The sequence below is a fragment of the Rhodanobacter sp. sgz306013 genome (assembly GCF_057031145.1).
In genome coordinates, this window is record NZ_JBXCIJ010000003.1 from 174,230 (window position 1) to 200,433 (window position 26,204).

At 67.0% G+C, this 26,204-nt stretch carries 31 protein-coding genes; 12 read left to right on the forward strand and 19 right to left on the reverse strand.

Annotation, left to right across the window (positions count from 1 at the left end; genetic code table 11):
- Positions 1-133 precede the first annotated feature (133 nt).
- Positions 134-1,111 (forward strand): reverse transcriptase family protein, encoded by a 978-nt coding sequence (locus AC2EWF_RS10300; protein WP_483639285.1) that lies wholly within the window; start codon positions 134-136, stop codon positions 1,109-1,111.
- 530 nt (positions 1,112-1,641) lie between these two features.
- On the opposite strand, the gene AC2EWF_RS10305 is transcribed toward AC2EWF_RS10300, so the two are convergent.
- A complete protein-coding gene (locus AC2EWF_RS10305; protein ID WP_483639286.1) occupies positions 1,642-2,574 on the reverse strand; it encodes an AraC family transcriptional regulator in 933 nt (310 codons plus the stop codon).
- Between the two features lie 133 nt (positions 2,575-2,707).
- Here AC2EWF_RS10305 and AC2EWF_RS10310 point away from each other — a divergent pair, with 133 nt between their 5' ends.
- Positions 2,708-3,244, forward strand: coding sequence for a carboxymuconolactone decarboxylase family protein (locus AC2EWF_RS10310; protein ID WP_483639287.1), 537 nt, complete (start codon positions 2,708-2,710; stop codon positions 3,242-3,244).
- 214 nt (positions 3,245-3,458) lie between these two features.
- On the opposite strand, the gene AC2EWF_RS10315 is transcribed toward AC2EWF_RS10310, so the two are convergent.
- From AC2EWF_RS10315 to AC2EWF_RS10325, 3 genes are all read right to left on the reverse strand, one after another.
- The gene (locus AC2EWF_RS10315) at positions 3,459-4,604 is read right to left on the reverse strand and encodes a carbohydrate porin (protein ID WP_483639288.1); all 1,146 of its coding nucleotides are present in this window, start codon (positions 4,602-4,604) and stop codon (positions 3,459-3,461) included.
- 8 nt (positions 4,605-4,612) lie between these two features.
- Positions 4,613-5,359, reverse strand: a complete 747-nt coding sequence (locus tag AC2EWF_RS10320; RefSeq protein ID WP_483639289.1) for a hypothetical protein — start codon at positions 5,357-5,359, stop codon at positions 4,613-4,615.
- Positions 5,360-5,508: 149 nt separating this feature from the next.
- A complete protein-coding gene (locus AC2EWF_RS10325) occupies positions 5,509-6,267 on the reverse strand; it encodes an SDR family oxidoreductase (protein ID WP_483639290.1) in 759 nt (252 codons plus the stop codon).
- A gap of 12 nt (positions 6,268-6,279) precedes the next feature.
- Here AC2EWF_RS10325 and AC2EWF_RS10330 point away from each other — a divergent pair, with 12 nt between their 5' ends.
- Positions 6,280-7,296, forward strand: coding sequence for a LysR family transcriptional regulator (locus AC2EWF_RS10330; protein WP_483639291.1), 1,017 nt, complete (start codon positions 6,280-6,282; stop codon positions 7,294-7,296).
- Between the two features lie 44 nt (positions 7,297-7,340).
- Here the strand turns inward: AC2EWF_RS10330 and AC2EWF_RS10335 are convergent, their stop codons facing one another.
- Positions 7,341-7,991 carry a transposase gene (locus AC2EWF_RS10335; RefSeq protein WP_483639292.1) on the reverse strand — a complete coding sequence of 217 codons (651 nt, stop codon included), beginning with the start codon at positions 7,989-7,991 and terminating at the stop codon, positions 7,341-7,343.
- Positions 7,992-8,088: 97 nt separating this feature from the next.
- On the opposite strand from AC2EWF_RS10335, the gene AC2EWF_RS10340 reads away from it, so the two are divergent.
- Both AC2EWF_RS10340 and AC2EWF_RS10345 read left to right on the forward strand, forming a co-directional pair.
- Positions 8,089-8,622 (forward strand): hypothetical protein, encoded by a 534-nt coding sequence (locus AC2EWF_RS10340; RefSeq protein WP_483639293.1) that lies wholly within the window; start codon positions 8,089-8,091, stop codon positions 8,620-8,622.
- Between the two features lie 238 nt (positions 8,623-8,860).
- The gene (locus AC2EWF_RS10345) at positions 8,861-9,646 is read left to right on the forward strand and encodes a lysozyme inhibitor LprI family protein (RefSeq protein ID WP_483639294.1); all 786 of its coding nucleotides are present in this window, start codon (positions 8,861-8,863) and stop codon (positions 9,644-9,646) included.
- Between the two features lie 376 nt (positions 9,647-10,022).
- Here the strand turns inward: AC2EWF_RS10345 and AC2EWF_RS10350 are convergent, their stop codons facing one another.
- Both AC2EWF_RS10350 and AC2EWF_RS10355 read right to left on the reverse strand, forming a co-directional pair.
- Entirely contained in the window at positions 10,023-10,418 is a 396-nt protein-coding gene (locus AC2EWF_RS10350) for a Rid family detoxifying hydrolase (protein WP_483639295.1), read from the reverse strand.
- Positions 10,419-10,518: 100 nt separating this feature from the next.
- Complete coding sequence (locus tag AC2EWF_RS10355) at positions 10,519-11,019, reverse strand: nuclear transport factor 2 family protein (RefSeq protein ID WP_483639296.1); 501 nt, start codon at positions 11,017-11,019, stop codon at positions 10,519-10,521.
- A 108-nt stretch (positions 11,020-11,127) separates the two neighbouring features.
- On the opposite strand from AC2EWF_RS10355, the gene AC2EWF_RS10360 reads away from it, so the two are divergent.
- Positions 11,128-12,045, forward strand: coding sequence for a LysR family transcriptional regulator (locus AC2EWF_RS10360; protein WP_483639297.1), 918 nt, complete (start codon positions 11,128-11,130; stop codon positions 12,043-12,045).
- A gap of 66 nt (positions 12,046-12,111) precedes the next feature.
- Here AC2EWF_RS10360 and AC2EWF_RS10365 read toward each other — a convergent pair whose 3' ends face one another.
- The 3 genes from AC2EWF_RS10365 to AC2EWF_RS10375 all read right to left on the reverse strand — a co-directional run bounded on the left by AC2EWF_RS10365 (position 12,112) and on the right by AC2EWF_RS10375 (position 14,638).
- Entirely contained in the window at positions 12,112-12,549 is a 438-nt protein-coding gene (locus AC2EWF_RS10365) for a putative toxin-antitoxin system toxin component, PIN family (protein WP_483639298.1), read from the reverse strand.
- Positions 12,546-12,863 carry a hypothetical protein gene (locus AC2EWF_RS10370; RefSeq protein WP_483639299.1) on the reverse strand — a complete coding sequence of 106 codons (318 nt, stop codon included), beginning with the start codon at positions 12,861-12,863 and terminating at the stop codon, positions 12,546-12,548. Before AC2EWF_RS10370 ends, AC2EWF_RS10365 begins: the two co-directional genes overlap by 4 nt.
- Before the next feature lie 134 nt (positions 12,864-12,997).
- Complete coding sequence (locus AC2EWF_RS10375; RefSeq protein WP_483639300.1) at positions 12,998-14,638, reverse strand: PAS domain-containing protein; 1,641 nt, start codon at positions 14,636-14,638, stop codon at positions 12,998-13,000.
- A gap of 199 nt (positions 14,639-14,837) precedes the next feature.
- Between AC2EWF_RS10375 and AC2EWF_RS10380 the strand changes: the two genes are divergently transcribed.
- Positions 14,838-15,998, forward strand: coding sequence for an AAA family ATPase (locus AC2EWF_RS10380; protein WP_483639301.1), 1,161 nt, complete (start codon positions 14,838-14,840; stop codon positions 15,996-15,998).
- A 172-nt stretch (positions 15,999-16,170) separates the two neighbouring features.
- Here AC2EWF_RS10380 and AC2EWF_RS10385 read toward each other — a convergent pair whose 3' ends face one another.
- The 3 genes from AC2EWF_RS10385 to AC2EWF_RS10395 all read right to left on the reverse strand — a co-directional run bounded on the left by AC2EWF_RS10385 (position 16,171) and on the right by AC2EWF_RS10395 (position 18,252).
- Complete coding sequence (locus AC2EWF_RS10385) at positions 16,171-16,677, reverse strand: hypothetical protein (protein ID WP_483639302.1); 507 nt, start codon at positions 16,675-16,677, stop codon at positions 16,171-16,173.
- A gap of 67 nt (positions 16,678-16,744) precedes the next feature.
- Positions 16,745-17,245 (reverse strand): hypothetical protein, encoded by a 501-nt coding sequence (locus AC2EWF_RS10390; protein WP_483639303.1) that lies wholly within the window; start codon positions 17,243-17,245, stop codon positions 16,745-16,747.
- Between the two features lie 302 nt (positions 17,246-17,547).
- A complete protein-coding gene (locus AC2EWF_RS10395; RefSeq protein WP_483639304.1) occupies positions 17,548-18,252 on the reverse strand; it encodes a dienelactone hydrolase family protein in 705 nt (234 codons plus the stop codon).
- A 428-nt stretch (positions 18,253-18,680) separates the two neighbouring features.
- Here AC2EWF_RS10395 and AC2EWF_RS10400 point away from each other — a divergent pair, with 428 nt between their 5' ends.
- The 3 genes from AC2EWF_RS10400 to AC2EWF_RS10410 all read left to right on the forward strand — a co-directional run bounded on the left by AC2EWF_RS10400 (position 18,681) and on the right by AC2EWF_RS10410 (position 20,456).
- Positions 18,681-19,286 (forward strand): YceI family protein, encoded by a 606-nt coding sequence (locus AC2EWF_RS10400; protein WP_483639305.1) that lies wholly within the window; start codon positions 18,681-18,683, stop codon positions 19,284-19,286.
- Positions 19,283-19,765: a helix-turn-helix transcriptional regulator gene (locus AC2EWF_RS10405; protein ID WP_483639306.1), complete on the forward strand. Its 483-nt coding sequence runs from the start codon at positions 19,283-19,285 to the stop codon at positions 19,763-19,765. Before AC2EWF_RS10400 ends, AC2EWF_RS10405 begins: the two co-directional genes overlap by 4 nt.
- 145 nt (positions 19,766-19,910) lie before the next feature.
- Positions 19,911-20,456: a DUF4199 domain-containing protein gene (locus tag AC2EWF_RS10410; protein ID WP_483639307.1), complete on the forward strand. Its 546-nt coding sequence runs from the start codon at positions 19,911-19,913 to the stop codon at positions 20,454-20,456.
- Between the two features lie 124 nt (positions 20,457-20,580).
- Here AC2EWF_RS10410 and AC2EWF_RS10415 read toward each other — a convergent pair whose 3' ends face one another.
- Positions 20,581-20,985 (reverse strand): GFA family protein, encoded by a 405-nt coding sequence (locus tag AC2EWF_RS10415; protein WP_483639308.1) that lies wholly within the window; start codon positions 20,983-20,985, stop codon positions 20,581-20,583.
- 225 nt (positions 20,986-21,210) lie between these two features.
- Between AC2EWF_RS10415 and AC2EWF_RS10420 the strand changes: the two genes are divergently transcribed.
- On the forward strand, positions 21,211-22,068 hold the full coding sequence (locus tag AC2EWF_RS10420) for a PA4780 family RIO1-like protein kinase (protein ID WP_483639309.1): 858 nt from the start codon (positions 21,211-21,213) through the stop codon (positions 22,066-22,068).
- A 13-nt stretch (positions 22,069-22,081) separates the two neighbouring features.
- Here the strand turns inward: AC2EWF_RS10420 and AC2EWF_RS10425 are convergent, their stop codons facing one another.
- The 3 genes from AC2EWF_RS10425 to AC2EWF_RS10435 all read right to left on the reverse strand — a co-directional run bounded on the left by AC2EWF_RS10425 (position 22,082) and on the right by AC2EWF_RS10435 (position 23,980).
- A complete protein-coding gene (locus AC2EWF_RS10425) occupies positions 22,082-22,309 on the reverse strand; it encodes a hypothetical protein (RefSeq protein ID WP_483639310.1) in 228 nt (75 codons plus the stop codon).
- Between the two features lie 43 nt (positions 22,310-22,352).
- Positions 22,353-22,907: a YaeQ family protein gene (locus AC2EWF_RS10430; protein WP_483639311.1), complete on the reverse strand. Its 555-nt coding sequence runs from the start codon at positions 22,905-22,907 to the stop codon at positions 22,353-22,355.
- A gap of 152 nt (positions 22,908-23,059) precedes the next feature.
- On the reverse strand, positions 23,060-23,980 hold the full coding sequence (locus AC2EWF_RS10435) for a LysR family transcriptional regulator (protein ID WP_483639312.1): 921 nt from the start codon (positions 23,978-23,980) through the stop codon (positions 23,060-23,062).
- Between the two features lie 111 nt (positions 23,981-24,091).
- Between AC2EWF_RS10435 and AC2EWF_RS10440 the strand changes: the two genes are divergently transcribed.
- Complete coding sequence (locus AC2EWF_RS10440; RefSeq protein ID WP_483639313.1) at positions 24,092-24,964, forward strand: aldo/keto reductase family oxidoreductase; 873 nt, start codon at positions 24,092-24,094, stop codon at positions 24,962-24,964.
- Between the two features lie 20 nt (positions 24,965-24,984).
- Here the strand turns inward: AC2EWF_RS10440 and AC2EWF_RS10445 are convergent, their stop codons facing one another.
- Positions 24,985-25,704, reverse strand: coding sequence for a hypothetical protein (locus tag AC2EWF_RS10445; RefSeq protein WP_483639314.1), 720 nt, complete (start codon positions 25,702-25,704; stop codon positions 24,985-24,987).
- 211 nt (positions 25,705-25,915) lie between these two features.
- Positions 25,916-26,143, reverse strand: coding sequence for a hypothetical protein (locus AC2EWF_RS10450; protein ID WP_483639315.1), 228 nt, complete (start codon positions 26,141-26,143; stop codon positions 25,916-25,918).
- Positions 26,144-26,204: the final 61 nt, after the last annotated feature.

The following is a 26,204-nucleotide window of genomic DNA, read 5'->3' on the forward strand; positions in this document are numbered from 1 at the left end:
CGGGATTCGCGAGAGCGTGTATCACGCTCACGAGCGAAGGTGGCGCATAGAAGGGGCACCGAATTAACGCCGGTTGCTCCTTCGAAGCAACCGTCCTTAATTCGGTGCGCTTTATGAAAGCTTTTGCTTTGCTATGCCAGTGAACCCGCCGCCACTTCTTTTCTCCTTCGAATCTGGAGAGCAGCTGAAGTCTGCTCTCTCCATAGGGGTTCGAACAAATTACGGTAAACAAATTGATCGGCTAATTGAGGCGAAATTGCCGCCAATAGCATCAATCGGTGTTTTGGCTGTGCTTCTTGGTCTAAGTCCCAAATTCATTGGGAGCATGCGGCTTAGAAAAGAGCGCTATTACCGTACTTTTGAAATTCGGAAGGGTGCGAAAGTTAGGCGTATCGACGCTCCCCGTGTCGCCCTCAAGCTTATTCAAGCTTGGTTTTCTCAACACGTTGCGCGGGCGATTCAGTTCGACGACTGCGTATATGGATTTATTAAGACTCGATCGCATGTGGAAGCTGCCGCAAGGCACTGTGGTGCCGAGTGGGTTTACTCGATTGATATTCAGGATTTTTTTGGATCAATCACTTTCGAGCGCGTCGTTACTAGCTTGATTGAAATTGGCTACGGAGAGCACGGCGCAAGGTTGCTTGCTGATCTTTGTACGAAGGGCGGGGTTCTACCGCAGGGATCACCTGCGAGCCCAGTCCTATCCAATCTTGTATTTTCTAAAATGGACCAATATTTCCGTGATTTGTCCTTTAGCCATGGCGTTATCTACACCCGATATGCTGATGACTTGGTGTTTTCTGGTAAGGGCAGTTTTCCCGTCGGCTTTGATGTTGCAGCTAAGGCAATAGTTGAGAATGATGGTTGGCGTTTGTCGTTGCGAAAAGAGACGTTTTCGCGAGCGCCGAGCAGACGCAAGGTTCATGGCCTTTTGGTGAATTCAGAAAGGCCTAGGTTGACCAAGGGCTACCGCAATAAGATTCGTGCTTATCGACATATTATTAGTATGGGTAAGGTGTTGGAACAAGATGGCGATAGGCTCAGAGGGCATGTGGCCTTTGCTGATTATGTTGACTCCGTTACAAGGAACGGGAAACAAACGGAATAAAGGGGCGTGGCAAATTAAATTCACTCGTCGTCTGGCAGGCGTGGTCACAATTAAAGGGGTCGCGGCTAATTAAATTCGGTCGTCGTCTGGCAGGTGTGGTCGCCGCCGGCTTAATCAGCCACGTCCCCTTTTCTAGCTACGGCTTGTCCGGCGACTCGGGCGGCACGGCATCGGCGTCATAGCCCGAGTCCATCACTTCTGGAATCGTCTTGAACGGGGATACCGGGCCTCCGGAATGGTGCGCCTGGAATAAAGGGGGACGTGGCTAATTAAATCGGCTCGCGAAGGCTGGCTTGCCCGGGCCGCCCGCGGGAGCGGCAGGCAGCAGGGCGTCCGAGCGTGGTTTCCACCATGTGCTGGAAGCGCTCATCGCCAAGGGCGCGTTCCTGGTTGGCGTACTTGCGCAGGCGCTGTAGGTCGTTGGGCGCGATGCCTGCGTCCAGCCATTGTCGGTAGGCATGGCGCGTTCACAAACGAGGTCGGATTCACCTGGTTGCCCGCGGCAATTGAAGCTGTCCCCGTTCTACCGGCTACGCCTTGGGCACGGTCGCCGCCTCGCCCGCCTGCCGGCGGAACGCCGCGGGGCTGGTGCCGTGCACGCGCTTGAATGCCTGCCCGAACGCCGCGCGCGCGGTGTAGCCGCAGGCCTCGCCGACAGCCTCGATCGAACGCGGCGTCTCGCGCAGCAGGCGCGCGGCCAGGTCCATGCGCAGGGCGGTGACCACGTCCATCGGCGTTGCCGGCGACAGCCCGGCAAAGTGCCGCGCGAAGCTGGCGCGCGACATGCGGCTGACCCCGGCCAGCCGCTCCAGCGTCCACGGCTCGGCCGGCGCGGCGATCACCGCGGCCAGCGCGGGCGCCACGCGCGCATCCGTCAGCAGGGCGAGCAGGCCCTGTTGCAGGCCGCCTTCGTCCATCAAGGTGCGCACCACCAGGGTGAACAGCGCGGCGGACAGGTGCGCGATCACCGCGTCGCCGCCGGGCGAGGCCTGCAGGCTCTCGTGGCGCATGCTGCGCATCAGCGCCTGCAGGCCGGCGTAGTCGTCGCGGCCCTGCGTGTGCAGGTGCACCACGTCGGGCAGCGCCTGCAGCAGCAGTGCGTGGTGCTGCCCCAGCTCGAAGGTGCCGCAGAGCACGTCGAAATCGCTGTGCGGCGCTTCGCTCGCCACTTCGATCACCCGGCCCAGCGGGCGCCGCGCCTCGGCAAACGTCAGGGTGGCGCCGTCGGCATGGCGCATGGTGTGCGCGCCGCCGCGGGGAAACAGCACCAGGTCGCCCGCCACGAACGGGCGCCGCGCGCGACCCACTTCCAGCAGGCCCGCGCCGGCGAGCACCACGTGATACGGCACGTGGCCCGGCGGCGCCTGCGGTTGCGGCACCGACCAGGTGCCCGCGAAGCGGCACAGCAGGTCCAGCCGCCCGCGCAGGCCCATCGAGGCCACCAGCGCACTCAGACTGTCCATGGGTCACCTCGAGACGAACGAAACCAAAGTCGAGACGCGCGGAACACGAGGGCAGGGGCGCGACGCGCAGCATTGTCACCACCGGCCGCTGCCCACGGCAACGCCGGCCCTTTCTTTCACAGGAGCCACCGTCATGACCCGCCTGCGCACCCTCGCCCACGACCAGGTCGACCAGGAGACCGCCGAGCTGTTCGACACCGTCAAGCGCAACATCGGCAAGCTGCCGAACCTCTACGCCACCATCGGCAGCAATGCGCCGTCCGTGCTCGCGCACGTGCTCGGCACTGGCGCCACGCTGGCGAAGAGTTCGCTGTCCAGGCGCGAGCAGGAAGCGATCAACCTCGCCGTGAGCGAAGCAACCGGCTGTGGCTATTGCGTGGCCGCGCATACCCTGACCGGCAAGCTCGCCGGCTACACGGCGGAGCAGACGCGCGCACTGCGCACCGGCGCGTACGTCGAGGATGCGCGCATCGACGCGCTGGTGAAGTTCGCACTGCACCTGGTGCAGCAGCGCGGCACGCTGGACGCCGCCGCGGTCGACGCGCTCAGGGCTGCCGGCTTCAGCGACCGCCAGCTGGTGGAGATCCCGCTGGTGGTCAGCGCGATCCTGTTCACCAACATGGTCAACCGCATCAACGACACCACGCTGGATTTCCCCAAGGTGGCGTGAGCCCTCCGCGTGATCGCGGCACGGGCGCCCCGCGGCGCCCGTACCCGTGTGTGGCGCGTGCGCGTAGCGCCAACGTTCCCCGAGGTTTCCGCGCCCGGGAAAGGTGCCGGCAGCATTCCCGCCGGCTTGCCAGCCAGTGGCGGGTGTTGGGCAGATGCCGGAAGTCGCCATGATTTCTGACTGCCTCCGTCCTCTCTGCGAGCGCCACGGCCCGTCAGTACGTCAGCTGCACTTCGAACTGGAAGGCCAGTGCATTGGCCACGTCAGGGCGGGTATCCGGATGCACCACGTACTGCAGGTCGGGCTGCAGGGTCAGGTGCGCGCCGACCGTACGCTGGTAGGTCAATTCGTAGATGCGTTCAGAGGCCGCGACCGGCAGGCCCTGGGCCTGCTGCGCGCGCAGGTAGGGGCGGCCGTTGCTGACGGTGGCGATGGCCAGGCCCAGCGCGTCGCTGGCACTGGCGTCGAACAGCGGCGACAGCGACATGCCCACGCCTATGTAGCGGCGGAAGCGGTCTGCGCCGGGGCTCGCGACGCTGAGCTGGGCGAAGCCCGCCAGCCGCCGGCCGGCACTGCCGATGCGCACCAGCGCCGGATCGTCGAGCAGCAGGTAGGCGCCGCTGGCGGCGCAGGCGTGCGCCGTCGCATCGGGCGCAAGGCAGGCCTCGCGGCGGGCGTAATGCCACAGGCCGAGCGCCAGCTTGCCGGTGTACGGCGGTTGCCGCGCCAGGCGCCCGATCATGCCGCCGTCCCAGTCCTCGTGGTCCGCGCCTGCGGCGGGCGCGCGACGCAGCAGCGCGAGTTCGCTGACCAGCAAGGCGTCGCCAGCACGGCTGTGCTGCTCGCCGGGCGGCAGGCCGGGATCGTCCGGCACGCCGCCTTGCAGGACCGCGGTGCGCCACACCACGTTCCGCGAAGGCTTCAGCGCGACGCGCAGGGCGAAACGGGGACGGGGGAAGATCGACGGCCCCTGGCCGCCGCTTTGCGAGAACGCCGGCTCCACGCCGAACGAGCTGTCCAGGAACAACGCGGCGGTCTGCAGGCGGTCGAATTCGCTGTTGAGATCGTAGCGGCCAAGTAGCACCGACCAGTGCGAGCGCCGGCCGTTGTACTGCATCCAGGCTTCGTAGAGACGGGTAAGGTGCGGCGCCGCGATGTTGCTGGCGCCCTGGGCGTCGCCGGTGTAGTCGCCGGGAAAGCCGCCGCCGCTGTTCAGCACCTGGGCAAATGCGCTGAAGCCCGGCCCCTGGCTGCCCGCCGCACCGTGATAGCGCAGCGAACCGTAGAGGTTCCACAGGCTGGTGGTACCCCGTCGCTGCCCACCGCGCAGGTTGTCGTACAGGCTGGCGAGCAGGCCCACGGCGGGTTTCAGGGTAGCGGTGTCGGTGTCCGCGGCGCTGGCATGCCAGGGTGCCAGCGCAAGCAGCGTGGCGAGCGCACAGGCGGCACGGCTTGGCTGGAGGCGGCTTCGGATCGGCATCGACGCGGCGGGTCGGAGGAGGCGGTGCGACTGTCCGGCGATTCCAGCGCGATGGGGACCGGCGGCATCGACGTCGCAGAGCATACAACGCGCATGTGACGACCCGTCCCGGAAAAAAACGGGGTCGGGTTCACTTCATGAGGCTTGTCGGAGCGCGGCGGCCGATGCGCTGGCCGGATGCCGGCGAACCGTTGGGTCTTGGCTTCGACCATGGCGCGGAAATCGTCGTGGCCGAGCGCGCGTTGTTGTTTGAGATGGATGCGGATCGCCGCCAGGTCGTCGTCGGATAGCGTTTCGCGCAGGAACTGCCGATAGGCTTCGGCACGGCTTTCGGGCGTGGGTGCGAGCGCGGTGTAGGCGGGGTGGGGCGTGAGCCAGGCAAGCTGACGCAGGCCGCCATGGTTGGGTGCGCTGGACCACGGATAGCGGGTTGCGTCATCCGTCATGCGCGCACGCACTGGGTTGAGATCGATGTAGCCGCAGCAGCGCATGACGTAGGCTTCGGTGTCGACCAGGCAGGCTTTGTAGCGCCCTTCCCACAACGTGCCGGCGCGCCGGTGCCTTGCGTTGAACTGGCCCACGTAGCCGCGCCCGAGTTTCTGCATCAGCTTCGACGAAAGCTGGGTCGGGTTCACTTGATCTACGCGGATGGCCAAAAGGTAGCCCAGTCATTGCCGGCTATCTCGCTAACGGGATCAGGTTCACTTATCTCATGCTCGGAAGTGAACCTGACCCCGTTTGGTTCGGTCGCCACGACCGCGGCGACCCGCAGCGCGCCGGACCGTTATACCTGCGCCTGGCCACCGTCGACGAAAAGCTCGGTGCCGTTGACGAAGCTGGCGTCGTCGGAGGCGAGGAACACGGCCGCGCGTGCGATCTCGACCGGCTCACCGACGCGGCCCAGCGGCACCTGCGCGGCGAGGAAGTCGAGCAGGCCCTGCTGTTGGGCCGCATCCGGTCCGGCGAGGTCTACCAGGCCCGGAGTGCGCGTGGGGCCGGGGCTGAGAGTGTTGAAGCGGATCCTGCGGCTCTTGTCGACGTCGAGAATCCAGTTGCGGACGAACGCCCGCACGGCGGCCTTCGAGGCGCCATAGACACTGAAAGCGGGCGTGCCGGTGGTTGCGGCGGTGGAACCGGTCAGGATGACGGAGGCCCCTTCGCCGAGGATGGGCAGCAGGGTCTGCACGGTGAACAGGGTGCCCTTGACGTTGCGGTTGAAGGTGTCGTCGAAGTGCTCCTCGGTGATGTCTCCCAGCGGCACCATGGAGCCGCCACCGGCGTTGACGAACAGCACGTCCAACCGTCCCTGTTCGCTCCTGATGCGCTCGGCGAGGTGCTGCAGGTCGCCCAGCTTGGCCGAATCCACCTGGACCCCGATGGCCTGCGGACCGATGGAGGCTGCCGCGGCTTCGAGTTCGGCCTTGCGGCGGCCAGTGATGTAGACGGTGGCGCCTTCCAGGGCGAACTGGCGGGCGGTTTCCAGGCCGATGCCGGTGCTGCCGCCGGTGACCAGCGCGATCTTGTTTTCGAGCTTGCGTGACATGGGTAGAACCTCATGGGCGAGTGGATGACGGCGAAAGGTTATCGACGGAGTATTGGCAAAGAAATAGAATCAAATGAAATCCATCGTTGCAAAAATGACATGTCAAAACTGCCGGACTTCGAAGGGCTTGCCCTGTTCGCCAAGGTCGCCGAATGCCGCTCCTTCCGGGCCGCGGCGCGCGAGCTGGATCTTTCGGTGCCGACGCTGTCGCGTGGCATCGCCCGGCTCGAAAAGCGCCTGGGCGCGCGCGTGTTCAATCGGACCTCCCGCCAGCTCGCGCTCACCGCCTTCGGTACCAGCCTGCTGGAGCGGGCGACGCAGCTCTACCGTGATGCCGAGGAGGCCGAGGCGTTGGCGCGGGACCAATCCGCAGCTCCGCGCGGGACGGTTCGTCTTGCCGTGCCGATGACGTTCGGCGTGCATTGGGTTGCGCCGCTGCTGCCGGGATTGCTTGAGCGCTATCCGGACTTGTCCATCGACCTACATTTGTCCGACGCCGTGGTCGACATCATCGGCGACGGCTTCGACGCGGCGCTGCGCATCGCGTCGCTGCCCGATTCGTCGCTGGCCGCGCGGCGCCTGTGCAAGGTGTCGCGGTTCACCGTTGCAACGCCGGCCTATGTGCAGCGGTACGGCGCGCCCAGGCACCCGCGCGACCTGAACCCCACCCATTGCCTCGCCTACGCGTTCCGTGCGGGAAGCGACGCGTGGCGCTTCCGCAACGCTCGCAGGCAGGAAGAAGTGGTGCATCCCAGGGGCCGCCTGCGGGTGACCAATTCGGAGGCGCTGCTGCCGGTGTTGCTGGCCGGTGAGGCCGTTGCCGCGTTGCCCGAGTTCATGGCCGCCGAGTACCTGCAGGATGGCCGCCTGCTGCCGTTGCTCCCCGACTGGGAGCAGTCCGGCGGTGGCCTGTACTTCGTTTCCCCAACCACGCGTCACCGGCCGGCGAAGGTGGAGGCGGTGGCGAGTTACTTTGCCGAAATGCTGAGCGATCCGGTGTGGCGCTGGCCGCGTCCGTCCGGCAAGTGATGCCCCCGGCCGGCAGGCGGCAGGGCGACCGAGCGTGGTTTCCACTAGGTGCTGGAAGCGTTCATCGCCAAGGGCGCGTTCCTGGTTGGCGTACTTGCACAGGCGCTGCAGGTCGTCGGGCGGGATGCCTGCGTCCAGCCGTTATCGGTAGGCATGGGCGCGTTCGCCTGGATCGCTTCCCGTTGCGAGGTAGAGCGGGTGGGGTGTGACGAGCGGGTCGCGTGCGCAGGCCAGGTGCGTGTGCACGCTGGACCATCGATAGTCCTGCGGTGCCTCGACATGGCGGCGCGCACCGGGTTGAGTTCGATATAGCGAATGACGGTCAGAACGTAGCGTTCACTCTGGACCAGGCAGGACTTGAAGCGCCCCTGCCACAACGCGCCGCAGCGCCTGTGCCGTAGATTGAACACCTGCACGTAGGACTGGCCGACCCAGCCCTTCGCACGTGACAGCGCACCGACCGCATCGGGCGTCACCAGCAGGTGGAAGTGGTTGTCCATCAGGACGAACGCATGCAAGGCAATGCCGTGATCGCGGAAGGCCGTGCGAAGCAGGCGCCTGAAGTGGTAGCGGTCGTCCGCATCGAGGAAGATCGCGCCTTTGTTGATGCCGCGTTGCGTGACGTGCAGCGGGACACCTGGCAATTCGAGACGCGGCCGTCGGGGCATGGCAATCGCCGGTGCGAAATCAGCCATGCGTTGCTATAAGGGAACGGCCCGATCTGTCGGCGGGCACGCCCGCTACCGGTAGGTGCGTTCTTAATTGGCCACGTCCCCTTCTTCGGGAGTAAATATGCGCCGCTGGCTATGGTTGATGGGCGTGTTTGTCTGGGCCGGTGTACTGCAGGCTCAGGATCGCACCGAGGTGAAACCTGATGGGACACGTGTAACCACGCATCAGGTGCCGCTGCTCGACAAACTTCCCCCAGCATGCGTCGCCCTGGAATCGAAAGGTGGGCTGGCCACCATCGTGATACCCGCAGACGAGTTGGACCGGCTCGCTACCCGGGACGAAAAAGCCTTGGAAGGCAAGATTTCCCGCATGGATTTTCTCGCATCGGGGAGGGCACGGGACTTGTTGAAGTTGCTTTCAACCGAGCGGGACAGCAGGGGGTGTCAAGAGGTACGCGGTCAACTTCCGTTGGATACGACTTATCTCATCGGCTGGTTGCTGGAGCAGGGGCATGCGGAGGTGTTCACGCATCATCTCAATCTGCCAGAACCCGTCATCATCGTCCGGCACATCGATACCCCGATTTTTGGCTCGGAGGAGTTCCTGTTGCAGGACGGCACGGAGATCTGGGGATATGGCACATGGGTGTCATAGCGTGAAAAGCACGAAAGAAAGCCAGGTTCGCTTGCACGGTTTATTGGAAGCGCGGTAGCCCATACGCCGGGCAGATGCCGGCGAAACGTCGGGTCGTGGCCTCGACCATGGCCCGGAAACCGTCAACGCCCGGCCTGCGTCGTTGTTTGAGAGGATGCGGATCGCCGCGACCTGCCGCAGGTGCAGGGTGCGGCGAGTTGCATGAAAGTGAACCTGACCCCGTTCGACCGGAGCCCGCATGCCCCGCCTCCCTCCCTTGTCGCCGCTGCGCTGGCTCCTCATGCCACTGGGCTGCGCCGTCGCCAGTACGGCGCTCGCCAGCTCGCCCTCCTCACTGCAAGGCCGCTGGGAAGTGATCCAGGTGGCGGTGGATCATCGCGACCAGCCGCACTGGCTGTATTTTCCGGACGATCCACGGCTGCTCGGGCGCCTGCTGGATATCGGCCGCGACGGCATCCGCCTCGACGACGGTTCCCGGCCCTGCCTGCAACCGGCGATGGCAGCGCTGCCGGGCGGCACGCTGCAGCGCTTCATCGGCGCGCGTTACCCGCGGCCCGCGGCGTTCGACACGCCAACCCGGCCCACCCTGGCGGATTTTGACTTGAAGCTTGCCGACGCGCCGGTTGCGCCGCTGCAGGTGGCCTGTACGCCGGGCGACTCGCCCTGGAACGGCGCCTGGTTCGTGGCCTTGTCCGCTGATCGCCTGCTGACCAACTACGACAACAACGGCGACGTGCTGATGCTGCGTCGGCACGGCCCGCACGATGCGGTGCGGGCGTCGTTTGCCTGCGCGAAGGCGCGTGGCGCCACGGAGCAGGCGATCTGCGCCTCGGCCACGCTGGCCGGCTACGATCGCAGCGTGGCCGCCGCCTACCGCTTCGCGCTGCAGCGGGCGGGCGACGGGGCCGGGACGATCCGGCAGGCGCAACGCGACTGGATCGCCGCCCGCGACGCCTGCGGCGCCGACGCGGACTGCCTCGGCAAGCGTATGCGCGAGCGCCTGGAACAGCTGATGCAGCCGTGACGGCCGCGGGCACGCTGTGCCGCCGGAAAAAGGGCGGCAGTCACCTTGCCGTCTTTGTGCAGCGTGATGACGGAGGCACCTCTTGGGGCGGTGGCGTCTGCCCGGTGTGAGCTATCGCACGCGCTTCCACACGATGTCTTCGTTGTTGCGCCGGTCGGCTTCCGCTGCTGATACGCGTAGCCGGCGAGGCAGTCAAACTGTTCGAAACGCGAGTGCCCAACGTGTGTTTCCTGGACGTGCATATGCCGGGTTGTCCGGCATCGAGGCGGCCAGCTTCATCGGCGGCCGGACGCAGCTGTTCTTCGTCACCGCCTACGATCAATACGCCGCCCAGGCCTTCGAACAGGGAGTGCCGGACCACCTGGTGAAGAGCCCATTATCTGGATGCGATGCACTCGACCTCGGCACGTGCACCCAATGCCAGTTCGTTCACGCCCAGGGCGCTTCGTGCCGGAAGCCTGCCTTCCGTGAGATAGCTCTTGTAGATCTCATTGAAGGTTGGCCATTCGGCCATGTCCGTGAGGAACACCGTGCATTTGATCAGGTTGTCCATCGCATAGCCGTGCGCTTCGAGGACAGCCTTGATGTTCTTCATGATCTGGTGCGATTCGGATCCGATGCCGCCGCTCGCGATCTGCTGCGTTTCCGGCACGATGCCGATCTGGCCCGACAGGTAGAGCACGTTGCCGACCTTGACGGCTTCCGAGAACGGGAAGTCTCCTTTCAGGACCTTGCCGGAGTTGAGGAACTGCGGTTCGACTGCGTTGGACATGAGTTTCCTTTGCTGGCGAGCAGGATGTGTTGTGCCGTCGCCGTTCTCCAAGGCATAGAGAAGAGCTGCGCCGGCGGTGCGCCTTCAGCACGGTCCCGGACTAGCTTTGGTGCAGCGGGTGCGGCGGCCTGAGCACGCCCGGCGTCTTGCCCCACATGACGTCCATGATCAGCCAGCGACCGTTCCATCGGGCCAGTTGCAGGTAGTCGACGCCGTACCACGTGGCGATCTTGGCGGTGGAGGCGTTGGCGTAGACGTCCAGTACGGTGACGTCGTGCCGCTGCATGGTGGCGGGTACTTCCCCGTGGCCTTGCCGGGTGAGTTCGACCAGCTCCTTCGCGTCCACATCCTGATCCAGGGTGCTGCGCCCGGTGGATGCGTCGGTGCCCACGTGGCGCATCGTGAAGCTCGGGTGCAGCACCGCGGCCATGCGTTGCGCATCGCCCGTGTACCAGGCTTCCTCGAACTCCAGCGCGCTGTGCTCGATGGCGCGGGTGGCAGCAGCGTCGTGCGCGGCGACGGCATCGTGCGCCGCTACGGTGCGGGACGTCTGCATGCACAGCCCGCAGAGGGCGGCGACGGCAATCATGCTTGGCTTCATGAATGAGTCCTTCATGGGGATGGCCGGGGCACTCTAGCGGCCGCATTCTCATCGAACAAATGGAATGTCGTGATACTTTTGATCCAATTTCCGAATACTGATGCCACGATGGAACTGAAGCACCTGCGGCTCGTCAGCGCGATCGCCCGCCACGGCGGACTGACTGCGGCGAAGGAGGAACTCCATCTGTCGCAGCCGGCGCTCAGCCAGCGGCTGACTTCGCTGGAAAAAGACCTGGGCGTAGCGCTGTTCTCGCGGGTGGGCCGCAGGATGGTGCCCACGGCCGCCGGCGAACTCGCGCTGGAGGCAGCGCGGGAGGTTCTCGACAAGACCCGCAGCCTGGAGGCGAAGCTGAAGGCGATGGCGCGCGACGAGCGTGTGCTGCGCCTTGGTGTGCAGTGCTACACCGCGCTGCACTGGCTGCCGGGGATCATGGCCGCGTTTGGCCGCAAGCATCCGCGTACCCGGCTGCGGTTCGTCGGCGAAGCGACCCACGACGTGGAGCTGGCCTTGATGCAGGGGCGCATCGACGTGGGGGTCACGCACTCCGTGTCTGAGGCCGGGCGCTTTCGGCTCACGCCGCTTTTCACCGACGAACTGGCGGCGATCGTGCCCAGCGGGCACCGCCTTGCCACCCGCGCCGCCGTCGAGCCGGAGGACTTGGCGGGCGAGGTTGTCTACCTGCACAAATCGCCCGGTCAGCGCCCCGGCCGTGCGGCAGATTTCCTGGCGCGCACCGGTCGCGTGGCCGCGTCGCTGGAACAGGTCCAATGGACCGACCCAATCCTGGAATTCGTGCGTGCCGGCCTGGGCGTCGGCATCGTTCCCACCTGGGCGGTGCCGGCCCGCATGCGCGGCCGTCTGCACGTGTCCCGGCTTACCGCCAAGGGCATACGGCGCGACTGGGCCGCTCTGGTCCTGTCGGAGCAAAAGACCAGGATCACGCCCGATACCCGTGACTTGCTCGAACTGCTGAAGAAGGGCCCCCACACGGGTTCCAGAGTCATTGCCACAAAGAGGCCATGACGCCAGCTCTACGCGCGTAGGGCTGGATTATCACGAAGTGAACCTGCCCCCCGCTTGACCGGACGCTTACGACGACAACCGCTCGACCGCCTGCGCCGGCGTGAGGATGGCGAGGCCGCGCATCGGTGCGAGCACGTGCAGGTCGGCGTCGCCGGTGACCAGCGCATCGGCTTTCGCGGCGAATGCCAGTTGCAGGAACGGCAGGTCGTGCGGGTCGCGGCACGACGGCGTGCGGGGCGGCGGGTCGGGGATGCGGCAGGTCTCCGCCCACGGCAGGTAGTCGGCGAGGAGGTCGTGCTGTTCGTCGGGAGTCAACTTGAACTCGGGATAGGCGAGCACACGGATCAGCTCGGCAACGGTGGTACGGCTGGCCAGCGGCACGCATAGCGCTCCCTGCCAGGCGAGGCGCAGGCGGCCGCTGACGCCGCCGGGGCGGATCAGCGCCGACAGCACGACGTTGGTGTCGAGTACCCAGCGCGGTGTCCCGCACGCAGGCGGACTCACGGCTTGCGCCGCGGCGCGGGTTTGCCCGTGCGCCTCGGCTTCGCGTCGTAGCGGCCAGGCGGTTCGGCGACATGGGCGGCGCGGCGCGCCGGGCGGGCCTGGCGCGCCCAGGCGACCGCTGCGGCGAGATCTTCCTCGCCCAGTTCCAGTGCGGCGAGCTTGGCGCGCACGGCGTCGGCGCGCTGGATGCGCACGGGCGTCAGCACCAGTTGCCCGGCGCGCGCTTCCACCTCGAAATACTCGGCGTTGCCGGCGGCCTCGACCGCGGCCTTGGGCAGCGTCAACTGGTTCTTGCTGGTGAGCTTGGCGAGCATGGGGCGGGGCCGCAGGTAAGGATGCCTTACTCTAGGCCGCGTCGCCACTGGCTGCAAGCTGGCCGCCGGATTCGCCCCATGCCGGAGCGGGCGCGGGTTCACACACGCCTCTGCAGGAAGCGAACCTGACTCCGTCAGGTCGTGTCCCCATGCCCCGAAAAAACACACACGCCCAACGCCTGGCTCTTGGCCTGGTACATCGCGGCATCCGCGGCGCGCAGGTAGTCGTCGGTGGTGGCGAAGCCGGCCTGGCTGTTGACCACGCCGATGCTGGCGCCGCAGGTCACCGTGTACGGGCCGATCCGGTAGGGGGCTGCGAGGGCGGTCGCCATCTGCCGGGCGCGGTCGGCGGCGCCCGCGGGATCGATGGACTCCAGCAGCACGTTGAACTCGTCGCCGCTCATGCGGGCGACCAGGTCGATGGGCCGCACGCAGGATTCAAGCCGGCGCGCCACCTGCTGCAACAGCTGGTCACCCGCATGGTGTCCAAGGCTGTCGTTGACGGCCTTGAACCGGTCGAGGTCCAGCAGCAGCACGGCGAACGTGGTGGTGTCCGCTTGCGATGGCGCGTCACCGCCTTTCGAAGTGCCGTCCTGGTGCAGCGCGATGGCGTGTTCGAGGCGGTCGCGGAACAGCGGCCGGCCGGGCAGGTTGGTCAAGGCGTCGTAGGAGCTGCCGCGTTCCGCCAGATCGCTAAGCGAGCCGGCCATGCGCACGGCGGTACCGTTTTCGAATTGGGCGATCCCGCGCCAATTGAGCCACACCAGCCGCCCCGAGCCATGGCGGGCGCGGAAATCCACCGAGAAGTTCGGGCGGTGGCCCGACAGGTGCCTGCGGTAGGCCGTCTCCACGCGTTCAAGGTCGTCGGGGTCGATGAGCTGCTGCAGGAACTGCCAGCCGTTTTCATGCAGGTGGCCGGTGTCGCCCAGCCCGACGATCTCGTTGAAGCGCTGCGACACATGCAGCACACCCGTCTGCAGGTTCCAGTCCCAGATGCCGTCATTGGAGCCGCGGGTGGCGAGCGCATAGCGGTTGTCGGACTGCACCAGTTCGAGTTCGGTGCCTTTCTGCTCGGTCACGTCGATCATCAGGCCGATCATACGATTCGGACGGCCCGGCTCGACGTCCACGCGGCACAGGTCGCGCACCCATACGACCTTGCCGGATTTGGCGATCAGGCGGTAACTCATCTCGTACGCATAACTGTGCGTGGCGTAGTAGGCGGCATCGTCGATGACCAGGGCTTCCGCCAAGTCGTCGGGGTGCACGTGCGCCCGCCAGAAACCGGGGTCGGCCCGCCACTCTTCCACCGAGTAGCCGAACAGGCGCTCCACCTGCGGGCTGAGGAAGGTATTGCCCACGCCGAGCTCCGCTTCCCACACCACGCCGTCGATGGTTTCCAGCAGCCGCAGGAAGCGCTGGCGGTCTTGCATCAAGACCTGCTCGGTGATTTCGGTGATTTCGATCAGGACACCCTGGCGACTGATCACGCGATCCGCGGTGTCGGTCTTCGGATGCAGCTGCAGGCGCATCCAGCGATGGTCCGAGTCGGCGAAGCGCAAGCGGAACACCGGCATGCCCGCGCGCAAGGCTCCGGTGTCGTCGGGGTGCACGAAGTCGAGCAGGGACTGGCCGAGCATCCCCTCCACCGGATGGCCCGTGAGCTTGTGCCAGGCGGGATTCAAATAGGTGATGATCCACCGCGCGTCCGTTTGCACTACCGCGTCGGGCAGCAGTTGCAGCAGTTCTTCGGGCGGCGTGAGAGGGGCGGGCATCGGTTCCTTATGCTCACCGAAGCGCGATCGTCCAGTCCAGCCCCGCCAAACCATGGCCCGGTTCGCTTCGTGGCCTGCTTGCACCTGGGATAGGGACGGGTTCGCGTGGATGTCCGCGATGGCGGTGCCCGATCCTGTCCTGGTCGCGGTCCCGGCGCCGTTCTAAAGTGGCCGCTGGCCAGAGCGAAGGAGTCGCCCCATGCTGACCACGCTTGCCGTGGCGAACTACCGCTCGCTGCGCGAGCTGATCGTGCCGTTGGGGCGTCTCAACCTGGTTGTCGGCGCGAACGGCAGCGGCAAGTCGAACCTGTATCGCGCGCTGCGCCTGCTGGCCGAATCGGCGCAGGCGGGTATCGTGCCGGCGCTCGCGCGCGAGGGTGGCCTGGGCTCGGCGCTGTGGGCGGGGCCGGAAACGATCAGCCGCGCGATGCGCCGGGGCGAGGTGCCAGTGCAGGGCGGGCCGCGGCAAGCGTCCGTGCGGCTTTGCCTCGGCTTCGCGAGCGAGGAATTCGGCTATGCGGTGGATCTCGGCTATCCGGAGCCTTCGTCCAGTGCGTTCGCGCTGGATCCGCAGATCAAGCGCGAGGCGATCTGGAGCGGCCCGTTCCTGCGTGGTGCCAATACCCTGGTGGATCGCAACGGCACCGTGGCGCGCGTGCGCGACGGGCGCGGTTGGCGGGTGGTGCATCAGTACCTCGACCCGTTCGAGAGCGTGTTCGGCCAGATCGCCGATCCGCAGGGCGCGCCCGAGGTGCTGAGCCTGCGCGAGACGATCCGCGGCTGGCGCTTCTACGACCATTTCCGTTCAGATGCGGATTCGCCCGCGCGCCTGCCGCAGCTCGCCACGCGCACGCCGGTGCTGAGCCATGACGGCCGCGACGTCGGCGCCGCATGGCAGACGATCCTTGAAATCGGCGACGCGCGCGCGCTCGACGCCGCCGTGGCAGACGCATTCCCGGGCGCGGAGGTCACGGTGCGCCACACGGACGGGCGCTTCGTGCTGCACTTTTCGCAGCACGGCCTGTTGCGCCCGCTGTCGGCCGCGGAGCTCTCCGACGGCACGCTGCGCTACCTGTTGTGGATCGCCGCCCTGCACACGCCGAGGCCGCCGCCGCTGATGGTGCTCAACGAGCCGGAGACCAGCCTGCATCCGGACCTGCTGCTGCCGCTGGCGCGGCTGATCGCCGACGCGGCCATGCGCACGCAGGTGTGGGTGGTGTCGCACGCGCCGCGTCTGATCGCGGCGCTGGAAGACCAGCCGCATTGCCACACCGTGCGCCTGGAGAAGGCCTTGAGCCAGACCGTGGTGGGCGGGCAGGGCATGCTCGATCAGCCTGCGTGGCATTGGCCGGAGCGGTAGGGTCGGCCGAAGGGAAAAGTGCCAGGAGACTTTTGGACAGCATGGCCATGCATGGGCTACTGCTTGAGAAAGGATGTCAGGGCAGATCCTGGCCGTTGAAGGAGAGAGGCCGGTTCGGTGTTCCAAGGCCCACCGGCTCCACGAGTGATGCACGCTTCGTCGGTTTCGGCCCTTACAGGATTAAGCATTCACAGCGGGCTTTCGCGCCTTTCTTTGCCTTGGAAGTGGTCCAGCCGAAGTTGTCATTCAGTGCGTTGCGCTGGTCGTTTATCGCTTCGGGATCCGAAAAGTACATTTGGAAGTTGGCGATATCGAGCGTGACCGGGCCCGGTTCGTCCTTACCGCCGTAGCGAAGCCGATCGATGCCGTAGCCGAGCCTGATGGCCGGCGACATGAAGAGCTTGATGTCCCCGGAGTGGCGAAAATTGGTCGCGACGAGAATATGGGCTTGTTGGCAACTGTCGAGGAACTTCCTCACCTTCTTGACGGTGGCTTCGTCGCTGCCGCCGCCCATGCTTTCGGGGTAGTACTGTTTCCCCGTCAGATGGGCAAAGAGGGTTGCGTCGTCATTCTGGGCAGCGATGGCGAGGCAGTCGCCGACGCCCCGTGTCCATATGTAACGCTCGCTGGTGCTCCTGGGCACGATCTGATATTCGCCCATCATCACTTCGATGCTCATGCGCGTTGGCCCTCTTGGTGACGCCCGCATCCGGCGGAGCCGGGGCGAACTTAGGCTGGCTCGGTGTTCACATCACCACGCAGCCGCAGCATGGCTTGGTCTTTTTGACCGTGTCAGCGATATGGCTGTCCTGGCTTACGTGGGATGAACGGCGTTGTTCCTGGTGGACCGCCGCCGTCTTGGCTTCCGCCATCCAGGCTTTGTTGAAATTGTGGCCGCCGGGGTCGAGCTCGGCCGGCGCGCCGTTGTGCAGCCGGCCGAGTTCGGCCAGCCATTCCGCGGCGGTGCCGATGAACACGCGCGGGTCGCCGCCGAACTGCGCGATGCTCGGATCGACGATGAGCCGGTTGTCGTCAGCGTCGCCGGTCCAGAGCGCGGCCATCGCGATGTGGTTCTGGGCATAGTCGCAGCGGATCAGTGCATGGACTGGGTAACAATCCCGCGGCGCGTTGCTCCAGAACAGCGCGGCGATGCACAGCTTCTTGCTGACATCGTCGCACGAGCCTCTTTCGGCGGATACGAATTTCAAGGCTTGGGCACGGATGTAGGCATGATCGGGCCTGGCCATGGGCGAACCTGCGTGGTGTGGGAACCGTCCCCGACACTTATCTAATGCGCAGGAAGGCGGTCCATCCGGTCAGGCCTGGTAAGGGAATAGGTGTCGTCGGACGAGGTGCCAGGGGTGTTTCCCGCTGCACGGCCATGCGTGCTTGCGGCGTGGACGCCGCGGCTTTGGGCACGTATCGCCGGCCCTGTCCGTAAAAAGATGCCGGCGACAGCCCGTAACCACTGCCACGTCGCTGGAGCTGTCGCCGGCACCGCCCTTGCCTTGCGCCATCCAACCGATCAGTGGATGGCCTCACCCCGGGCTCAGGACCAAAGCAGGCGACCAAGGAATGTGAGGGTGCGGTCCCATGCCTGCTCCGACCACACCGCGTCGTACTGGGTGCCCGGGATGCGCCCGGGGCCTGTGGCGGTCTCGTTGGCAAAGCCGTGGTGGGCGAGGTAGCGATGGAAGTCGGCATGCGCACCGGCCTCCTTGAGCTTGGCCTCCAGCGCATCCACGGTGGCGATTGGAAAGAATGCATCCTGGGTAGCCCAGTGCCCCTGCAGCGGTACCTTGATCGTGCTGGCGTCGATGTAGTCCAGCGGGGGCACGCCGTACCACACCACACCCGCGGCGAGGTCAGGGTTCTGGCCGAGGGCCAGCAAGGTGAGCGCGCCGCCCATGCAGAAGCCGGTGATGGCGACCCGAGCCGAGCGCTGCCTGAGATAGGCCACCGCGCCGGCGATGTCTTCTGAAACCGCGTCGCCGAAGTTCAGGCCTTCCATCAGGTGGTGCGCCTCCTCCTCTTCCACGGTGCTCTTGCCGCGGTAGAGGTCGGGCACCAGGGCGAGGTAGCCGCAGCGGGCGAGCCGGTCGGCCACGCCGCGGATCTGGTCGTTCAAGCCCCACCACTCCTGGATGACGACGATGGCGGGCGCGCCTTGCGGTTGGGAGGGGCTGGCCAGATAGCCCTGAAGCTCCTGGCCGTCCAGGCGTTTGAAGTCGACCATGGTTCCGCTGTGTCGCACGGCAATTCCTCGTTGTCTGCAAGGCGAAAAAGCAAGCGTGCCGACAACGCGGCTGTGGCCGTGTCGTCGGCAACATGTCCTGGCCAGGCGGCGCAGCCGGCGCGGGAGGGGGTGGGGGCTCTGCGCCGCCTGACCAGGACACCGTCTCTACGGCTGGGCCGGCATTTCGGATGCACGGCGTACTGCCAGCCGCGTGTGCTGGACGCGGGCTGCAGGTTGCACGGCAGCGGTGCGCTGTCTCGGCGCGGTCGCCATTCGCACCGGTGGTTTCCTGGACTCCGCGGGGCCGCGCCTGCCAGACCACCCGCCGTCGGCGCCGCGCACCGCCTTGGCGGGTGTCGATCCGCCTCGCCGCCGTTCGTCGCCCCTGCGAAAGCCGGCATCCGGCCAGCCACGATCCACTACGCCAGACCTACGGAGAATCCACCATGCGCCTTGTCCCCCTTCTGCTGCTGCTGCTGTCGGCCGTTCCGATGATGGCAACGGCCACGACGGTGCATTTCACCCTCGATCCGGACCACACCTACCCCAGCTTCGAGGCGGACCACATGGGCTTGTCGGTCTGGCGCGGCAAGTTCGACCACAGCACCGGCACCGCCACACTCGATACGACGGCCAAGACCGGCACGGTGGATGTCACCGTGGACATCGCCAGCATCGACTTCGGCAACCCGGCGTTGAACAAGGTGATGCTGGGCGCCAGGGCGCCGATGTGCCAGACCGAGTGCGGCACTTTTTTCGCGGCGAAGTATCCGATGGCGCGCTACCGGGGCAGGCTGGTGGATTTTGTCGACGGCGCGCCGACCAGGGCCGTTGGCACGTTGACGCTGCGCGGGGTGACCCGCCCGCTGGCGCTGACCATCGATCGCTTCAAATGCATCCCCGATTTTCTGCTCAAGCCGCGGCTGCGTTGCGGCGCTGACGCGCTGGGGACGTTCCAGCGCGATGCCTTCGGACTGGACGGTGGCAAGTCGTTCGGCATGGACATGAAAGTGACCCTGCGCATCCAGGTCGAAGCAGTCCAGGACAAGTGAAGCCGGTCGAAGCGGGCGCGGGCGACACTGCCGCCGGTTTTGTTTGCCGCTACCCTTCGCGCATGTGGAAGCACGTCCTTCTCTACGCCGCGTTGCTGGCCCTCGGCGCGTTCCTGCTGCAGTGGCTCGACCTGCAGCGCATGGCCCGCCTGTATCCCGAGTCGGTGTACGACGGGCTGCTGGCCACGGGCTTCCTGGCGCTGGGCCTGTGGGTCGGCGCCCGGGTGCTGCGGGGGCGCTCCGGCGCAGCGGCGTTCGACGGGAACCCGAAGGCGCGGGCGGAGCTTGGGATCAGCCCGCGCGAGGTGGCCGTGCTGGAGGAGCTGGCGGCCGGGCTGTCGAACAAGGAGATCGCGCGGCGCCTGGGCGTGTCGCCCAACACGGTCAAGACGCACCTGGCGCGGCTTTACGAAAAACTGGGGGCAACGCGGCGGACCGACGCCGTGCGGCGCGCCCGCGAGCTGGGGCTGGTGCGCTAGGCGGGCGGGGCGCCCCTGGCCGGCCCGGTGCTGGCGGCATGGTGCGGAAAACGGGCGATACGGGGGGAATCACCCGTTCGGGTGATGGCGTCCGCGCCGCGCATGGCCTGCAATGCGGGCGGGTTCGACGAGGCGGAGGTGGGGGATGGGGCGCGGGATTCTGAAGTACGGCGTGATCGCCGGGCTGGTGGTGGCGGCCGGCATGTGGGGAACCCTGCTGGCGTTCCGCGGCGGCATGCCGCACGGGATGCTTGGCATGGTGCTGGGCTACCTGACCATGCTGGTGGCGCTGAGCACGGTGTTCGTGGCGATCAAGCGCCATCGCGACGTCGATCGCGGCGGGGTGATCCGGTTCTGGCCTGCGTTCGGGATGGGCCTGGCGATCTCGGTGATCGCGGCGGTCTTCTACGTGCTGGCCTGGGAGTTGGCGCTGGCCACGATGGTCCCGGACTTTGCCGGGCACTACGCGCGCTCCGTCATCGCCGGGGCGAAGGCGCGAGGTGCCGACGCGGCGGCGCTGGCCACGCTCACCGCGCAGATGGAAGCGTTCAAGGTGCAATACGCCAATCCGCTATACCGGCTGCCGATGACGTTCGCCGAGATCTTTCCGGTGGGCGTGCTGGTGTCGCTGGTATCGGCAGCCCTGCTGCGCAACCCGCGGGTGCTGCCACGCGCCCGCGGACCCGGATAGCGCGGCAGCCCCGCGGGAATAGATGCCAGGGACGCGTCATTTCGCTAACGCGTGGAAACGCGTTGCCAGCGGCTTTCCCGGCATCCGCGGCGTCACCGTGACTCTGCCGCGGTAGGCGCCGGATTCAGTCCGGGTCCCTGTCGTAGCGTGCGATGCCTTCGGGCAGCTGCACCCACGGGTGCCGGCGGCACTCGTAGACCGAGTCCTGCGGCGGCGGAAAGCCGGGATCGGCGAAGGCGCCCACCGCCACCATTACGAGGGTGTCGTTGCCCTCCTCGGTGTGGAACACCTGGCTGCCGCACACCGGGCAGAAGCGGAAGCGGAAGCTGGCGCCCTGGTCGCCGGTGCGCACGAACTCGGTGGCCGTGCCTTCGACCGTCCACGGCGCCGCATAGCCGGCCAGCGCCGCGAATACGCTGCCGGTGCGTCGCTGGCAGGCCAGGCAGTGGCAGACGCCGGTGCCCAGGGTGGGGCCCTGCACCTCGATACGCAGTTGCCCGCAATAGCAGGAGGCGGTACGGCTTTCCATCGGACACCTCGGTGACGGCCTGGGAATGCCTCGCGCACGGCGGAAGGTGGCGGGGCCATCGTGTTGTAATCCTGGCGCCGCGCCGCCGACAGGGCCGAAAGACACCCCGGCCGGCACGCGGCTGCGGAAGAGCTTGCCCGGCGGCCACCGGAACCGCCCGGGGCTGCCTTCGGCCACTCAGTCATAATGGCGGGCCTTTTCCCCTGTCAGCGAGCTTTCCCGCGCATGAAACCCCCCGCCAGCCTGCAGGCGCTGATCGACGACGGCGTGATCGACGCGGTGCTGCGTCCGCTGAAAAGCGGCAAGGAAGCGTCGGTCTACGTCGTGCGCTCGGGTGACGAGGTGCGCTGTGCCAAGGTCTACAAGGACATGGCCCAGCGCAGCTTCCAGCAGCGCGTGCTGTACCAGGAGGGCCGCAAGGTGCGCGGCAGCCGGCAGGCGCGCGCGATGGGCAAGGCCAGCCAGTTCGGGCGCAAGGAAGCCGAGGCGGCGTGGAAGAGTGCCGAGGTGGATGCGCTGTACCGGCTGGCGGACGCGGGTGTGCGGGTGCCCCGGCCGCACGGCTATTTCAGCGGCGTGCTGGTGATGGAGCTGGTCACCGATGCCGACGGCGCTTCGGCGCCGCGGCTGGGCGAGGTGGAGCTGTCGGCGCAGACGGCGCGGGACTACCACCGCTTCCTGGTGCGCCAGGTGGCCCGCATGCTGTGCGAGGGGCTGATCCACGGCGACCTGTCCGAATACAACGTGCTGGTGGCGGCCGATGGGCCGGTCATCATCGACCTGCCGCAGGTGGTCAGCGCCGCCGGCAACAACGCCGCGCGCACCCTGCTGCGGCGGGACGTGGGCAACATCACGATCAGCCTGTCGCGGTTTGCGCCGGAACTGCTCGACACCCACTACGCCGAGGAGATGTGGGCGCTGTTCGAGCAGGGCGAACTGCGGCCGGACAGCGAACTGACCGGCCACTTCGCGTTTGACGAGGGCGCGGTGGACGTCGACAGCGTGATGCAGTCGATCATCGATGCGCGCGAAGAGGCCATCCTTCGCCAGCAGGGCCGCGAGGCGGCGCAGGCAGCCGGTTGAGGCTGGCGCCGGTTCAGCGTTTCGCGGCTTTCTTGGCTGCCTTTTCCGCTTTCTTTTCCTTGGCCGTCTTCAGCGGTTTTTTCTTGTCGCTCTTTTTCTGTTCCATGCCTTTCATGGGGTGCTCCGGCGGGCGGGGATTCGCCGCAGCGGCATGGTGACAGCTTTGGGCTGCACCGGGTCCGTTTTCTTTCAGCGGGGGCGTGACGCCCGCCGGCAGGCTGGCGCCGCCGTCGCGCGGCAAGCAGCCTGCATACCGGCCGGTTGCGCCGGCGGATCGGCCGGGGTCAGGCGACGGCGTAGTCGCCCATGCGGATGTCGGGACGGATCGCCACCGTGGTGTCGCCGGAGATCACCTGCAATTCGCCGTCCTGGATCAGGCATTGCAGGCGCATGCTGCGCTCGCACAGCGCGGCCAGTTGCTGCATGCCGGCGGGATCGACGGCGAGCACGCTGAGGTTGTCGTGGCGCGCGAGCGTGCTGGCGACCTTGCCCCACCAGACGTCGGCGGCGTGGCCGCCATAGGCCAGCGCCACCACCTGCCGCGACTGGTTGCAGGCTTTGCGCAGCCGCGTCTCGTCGGGCAGGCCGACGTCGATCCACAGCTCGATCTCGCCGGTATAGGCCTTGCGCCACAGGGCCGGTTCGTCGGTATCGCTGAGCCCTTTGCCGGACTCCAGCCGTTCGTCGGCATACAGCGCGAACGCGAGCAGGCGCGCCATCAGCCGCTCCTCGGTTTCGGACGGATGCCGTGCCAGGGTCAGCGCGTGGGTGGCGTAATAGTGCCGGTCCATGTCGCTGATCGACAGTTCGGCCTTGTGGATGGTTGCGGTGAGGGCCATGGGTACTTGAGCGGGCGCAAAGCGACCAGTTTACGCGGCATGGCCAGGGTGAGGGGAAAACACGGGGCAGCGGGCAGGGCATACGTTCCGGGTCGACGGGAACCTTGTCTGAGCGCGTTGCCCGTGCCTTTGCCGCTGGCCTGGCTGGCGGCCTACGTTGTCCCCTGTCTCGCCTTGCCGCCGTCCCTCACGAAATCCACGAACGCACGCAGCGGCCCGGGCAGGTGCTTGCGGCCGGGGTAGTAGAGGTACGGCCCGCTGAAGGGCTGCCACCACGGCTTGAGCAGCGGCACCAGGGCGCCGCTGTCCAGATACGGCTGCAGCCAGGCCTCGAACAGATGGATGATGCCGAGGCCATCCACCGCAGCGGCGATCTTGAGGTCCACCGCGGCGCCCAGGCGCACCAGCAGGGGGCCGCTGGGGTCGACGCGCACGATCTCGCCCTTGCGCTCGAATTCCCAGGTCGGTATCGCACCGCTGGCGAACTGTCCGCGCAGGCAGGCGTGTTGCAGCAGGTCGCGCGGGTGCCGCGGGCGTCCATGCGCCTCCAGGTAGGCGGGCGACGCGGCGGTGGCCATGCGCTGCACGCGCGGGCCGATCGGCACGGCGATCATGTCCTTTTCCAGCCGCTCGTCGTAGCGGATGCCGGCGTCGCAGCCGGCCGCCAGCACGTCCACGAAGCTGTCCTCCACGATCACTTCCAGCCGGATGTCCGGGTAGGCCTTGAGGAAGGGCGTGACGATGGCGGGCAGCACCAGCCGCGCCACCGTGGCCGGCACGTTCAGCCGCAGCGTGCCGGCGGGACGGTCGCGGTAGTGGTTCACCACGTCCAGCGCGCTGCGCACTTCGCCCAGCGCGGGCGACAGCCGCTCGGCCAGGCGCTGGCCCGCCTCGGTGGGGGCGACGTGGCGCGTGGTGCGGTGGAGCAGGCGCACGCCCAGCTGCGCCTCCAGCCGGCGCACGCTCTCGCTGAGGCGCGAGGCCGACATGCCGCTGCCGCGCGCGCCTTCGCGGAAGCCGCCGGCGCGCACCACGGCGAGGAAGGCGAAGAGATCCCGCAGGTCTGTGTCCATTGTCCTGATTCCCGCACGGCCCGTGCCGATTGCATGGGATTATCGACCAGGTGGCCGCGTCATACAGTGCGGACCCCGGCGCCGCCTGGCCGCCCTTGTCCGGAGATGATCATGAGCAAGCTGACGAACGCGGGCACCTTCGCCCTGGGGAGCCGCACGGTGAACCGCATGGGTTATGGCGCCATGCAACTGGCGGGACCGGGCGTGTTCGGGCCGCCGAAGGACCCCGCCGCCGCCGTGGCGGTGCTGCGCGAGGCGGTGGCGAGCGGGGTGGACCACATCGACACCAGCGACTTCTACGGCCCGCACGTGACCAACCGGCTGATCCGCGAGGCGCTGCATCCTTACCGGGACGGCCTCACCATCGTGACCAAGGTCGGCGCGGTGCGTGGCGCCGACGCCTCGTGGAAGCCGGCGCAGAGCCCGGCGGAGCTGGCCTCCGCCGTGCACGACAACCTGCGCAACCTCGGCGTGGACGCGCTGGACGTGGTGAACCTGCGCGTGATGGGCAACGTGCATGCGCCGTCCGAGGGCTCGATCGCGCCGCAGTTCAGCGCACTGGCGGAGCTGCAGCAGCGCGGCCATGTCCGTCATCTCGGCCTGAGCAACGTCACCGCGGCCCAGGTGGCCGAGGCGCGCGGCATCGCGGAGGTGGTCTGCGTGCAGAACCACTACAACCTTGCCCATCGCGAGGACGATGCGCTGATCGACGGGCTCGGCCGCGCGGGCATCGCCTACGTGCCGTTCTTCCCGCTGGGCGGTTTCACCCCGCTGCAGTCGGACACCTTGTCGAGCGTGGCCCGCCGGCTGGGCTTCGCGCCGATGCAGGTGGCGCTGGCGTGGCTGCTGGCGCGCGCGCCGAACATCCTGCTGATCCCGGGCACCTCCTCGCTCGCGCACTTCCGCGAGAACCTGGCGGCCGCGGCGATCCGGCTCGACGGGGATGCGCTGGACGCGCTGGCGACGATAGGCGCCGGCGCGTGAGGGCAGTGGCTCGCCGCGGGTCAGGGTTTGGGCAGCAGCTCGCCGGTCACCTTGCCGTTGGCATCCAGCATCTGAAGTGATGGCGAGCCGTCTTTGGCGACCTTCATCACGATGCGCGGGTGGCCCTGCAGGTCGTTCATGGCGAGCTGCACGCTGCCATCGGTGTTGCGGCCCAGCACCATGCGCCGGGTCGGGCCGCCGTGTTCGGCGAAGAAGGCCTTCATCCGCGCCTGCTGCTGGTCCGCCGGCAGGTGCTTGATGGCGTCCATGAGCCGGATTTCCTCCAGGATCGAATAATCCGGGTAGTCGTTGAACTGCAGCTTGGTGTAGCGGCCGTCCTTTTCCTGGTGGGAGTCGAGCGCCATGGTCTGGTCCTGCTCGTAGGCGTCGAAGGAAAGGTGGCCGTGCGATTCCTTGGTGCCGTCCTTGTCCTTTTCGCCGCCGAAGATCAGCCCGCCGTTCTCGGTGCCTTCGTCGTTGTAGAAGATCATGCCGGCGGCCTTGCGGTCGGGGTGCGGGTATTCCTTGCCCTTGATGATGATGCCCGGCGCAGCGGCGGCATCGGAGATCACCAGCCGCAGCGTGCCGTCGGGCTCGCGCACGTTGATGCGCTGCACGTCCAGCTCGTCGAGCGAAAGTTTCCTGGGCGTTCGCGCGAAGCCGCCCAGCACCGTCGCGGCGAAGGCCACGGTGAGCACGCCGGCATAGATCGTCAGGAAACGCGGGCCGATGGGTTGCATGGGTTTGCCTCGTCGGTGGTTGGCAGGGATGCACGGCATGGTCACATGGATCGCCCGGATGCGGCGAGACGGGTCCCCGGGTTGGCCTGTTCGCGGGTGAAGCTTGCGCCTGCTCCGGCATGGTGGCGCCGTGGCCGCCGCATGTCCGCGGGTCCGACCAATGCAAAGGCCCGCATCGCTGCGGGCCTTTGCGACGGTGCTTGCGGGTGCCTCAAACGCTGGGCCGGTGCCTCTCCTTCACCTCGCGCAGCAGTTCAAGCAAGTGCTCCCGTTGCGCGCGCTGCTTCAATTCCTTCGCTTCGAGCAGCTGCTGCCGCCTTGTCATCGGCCGCACGACCCGGTCCGGTGCAGCCAACGACGACGGATGCATGATGTGCGTGAAATAGTTGACCCATGTCCGGAAGCGCAGCGGCGATGGGGGATGCGATTCGATTTTCATGGTCGGGGCCTTCCTCGCGTTCCGCAGCCAGAGCGACGAATCTGCGCCAGCGATCGTTAGC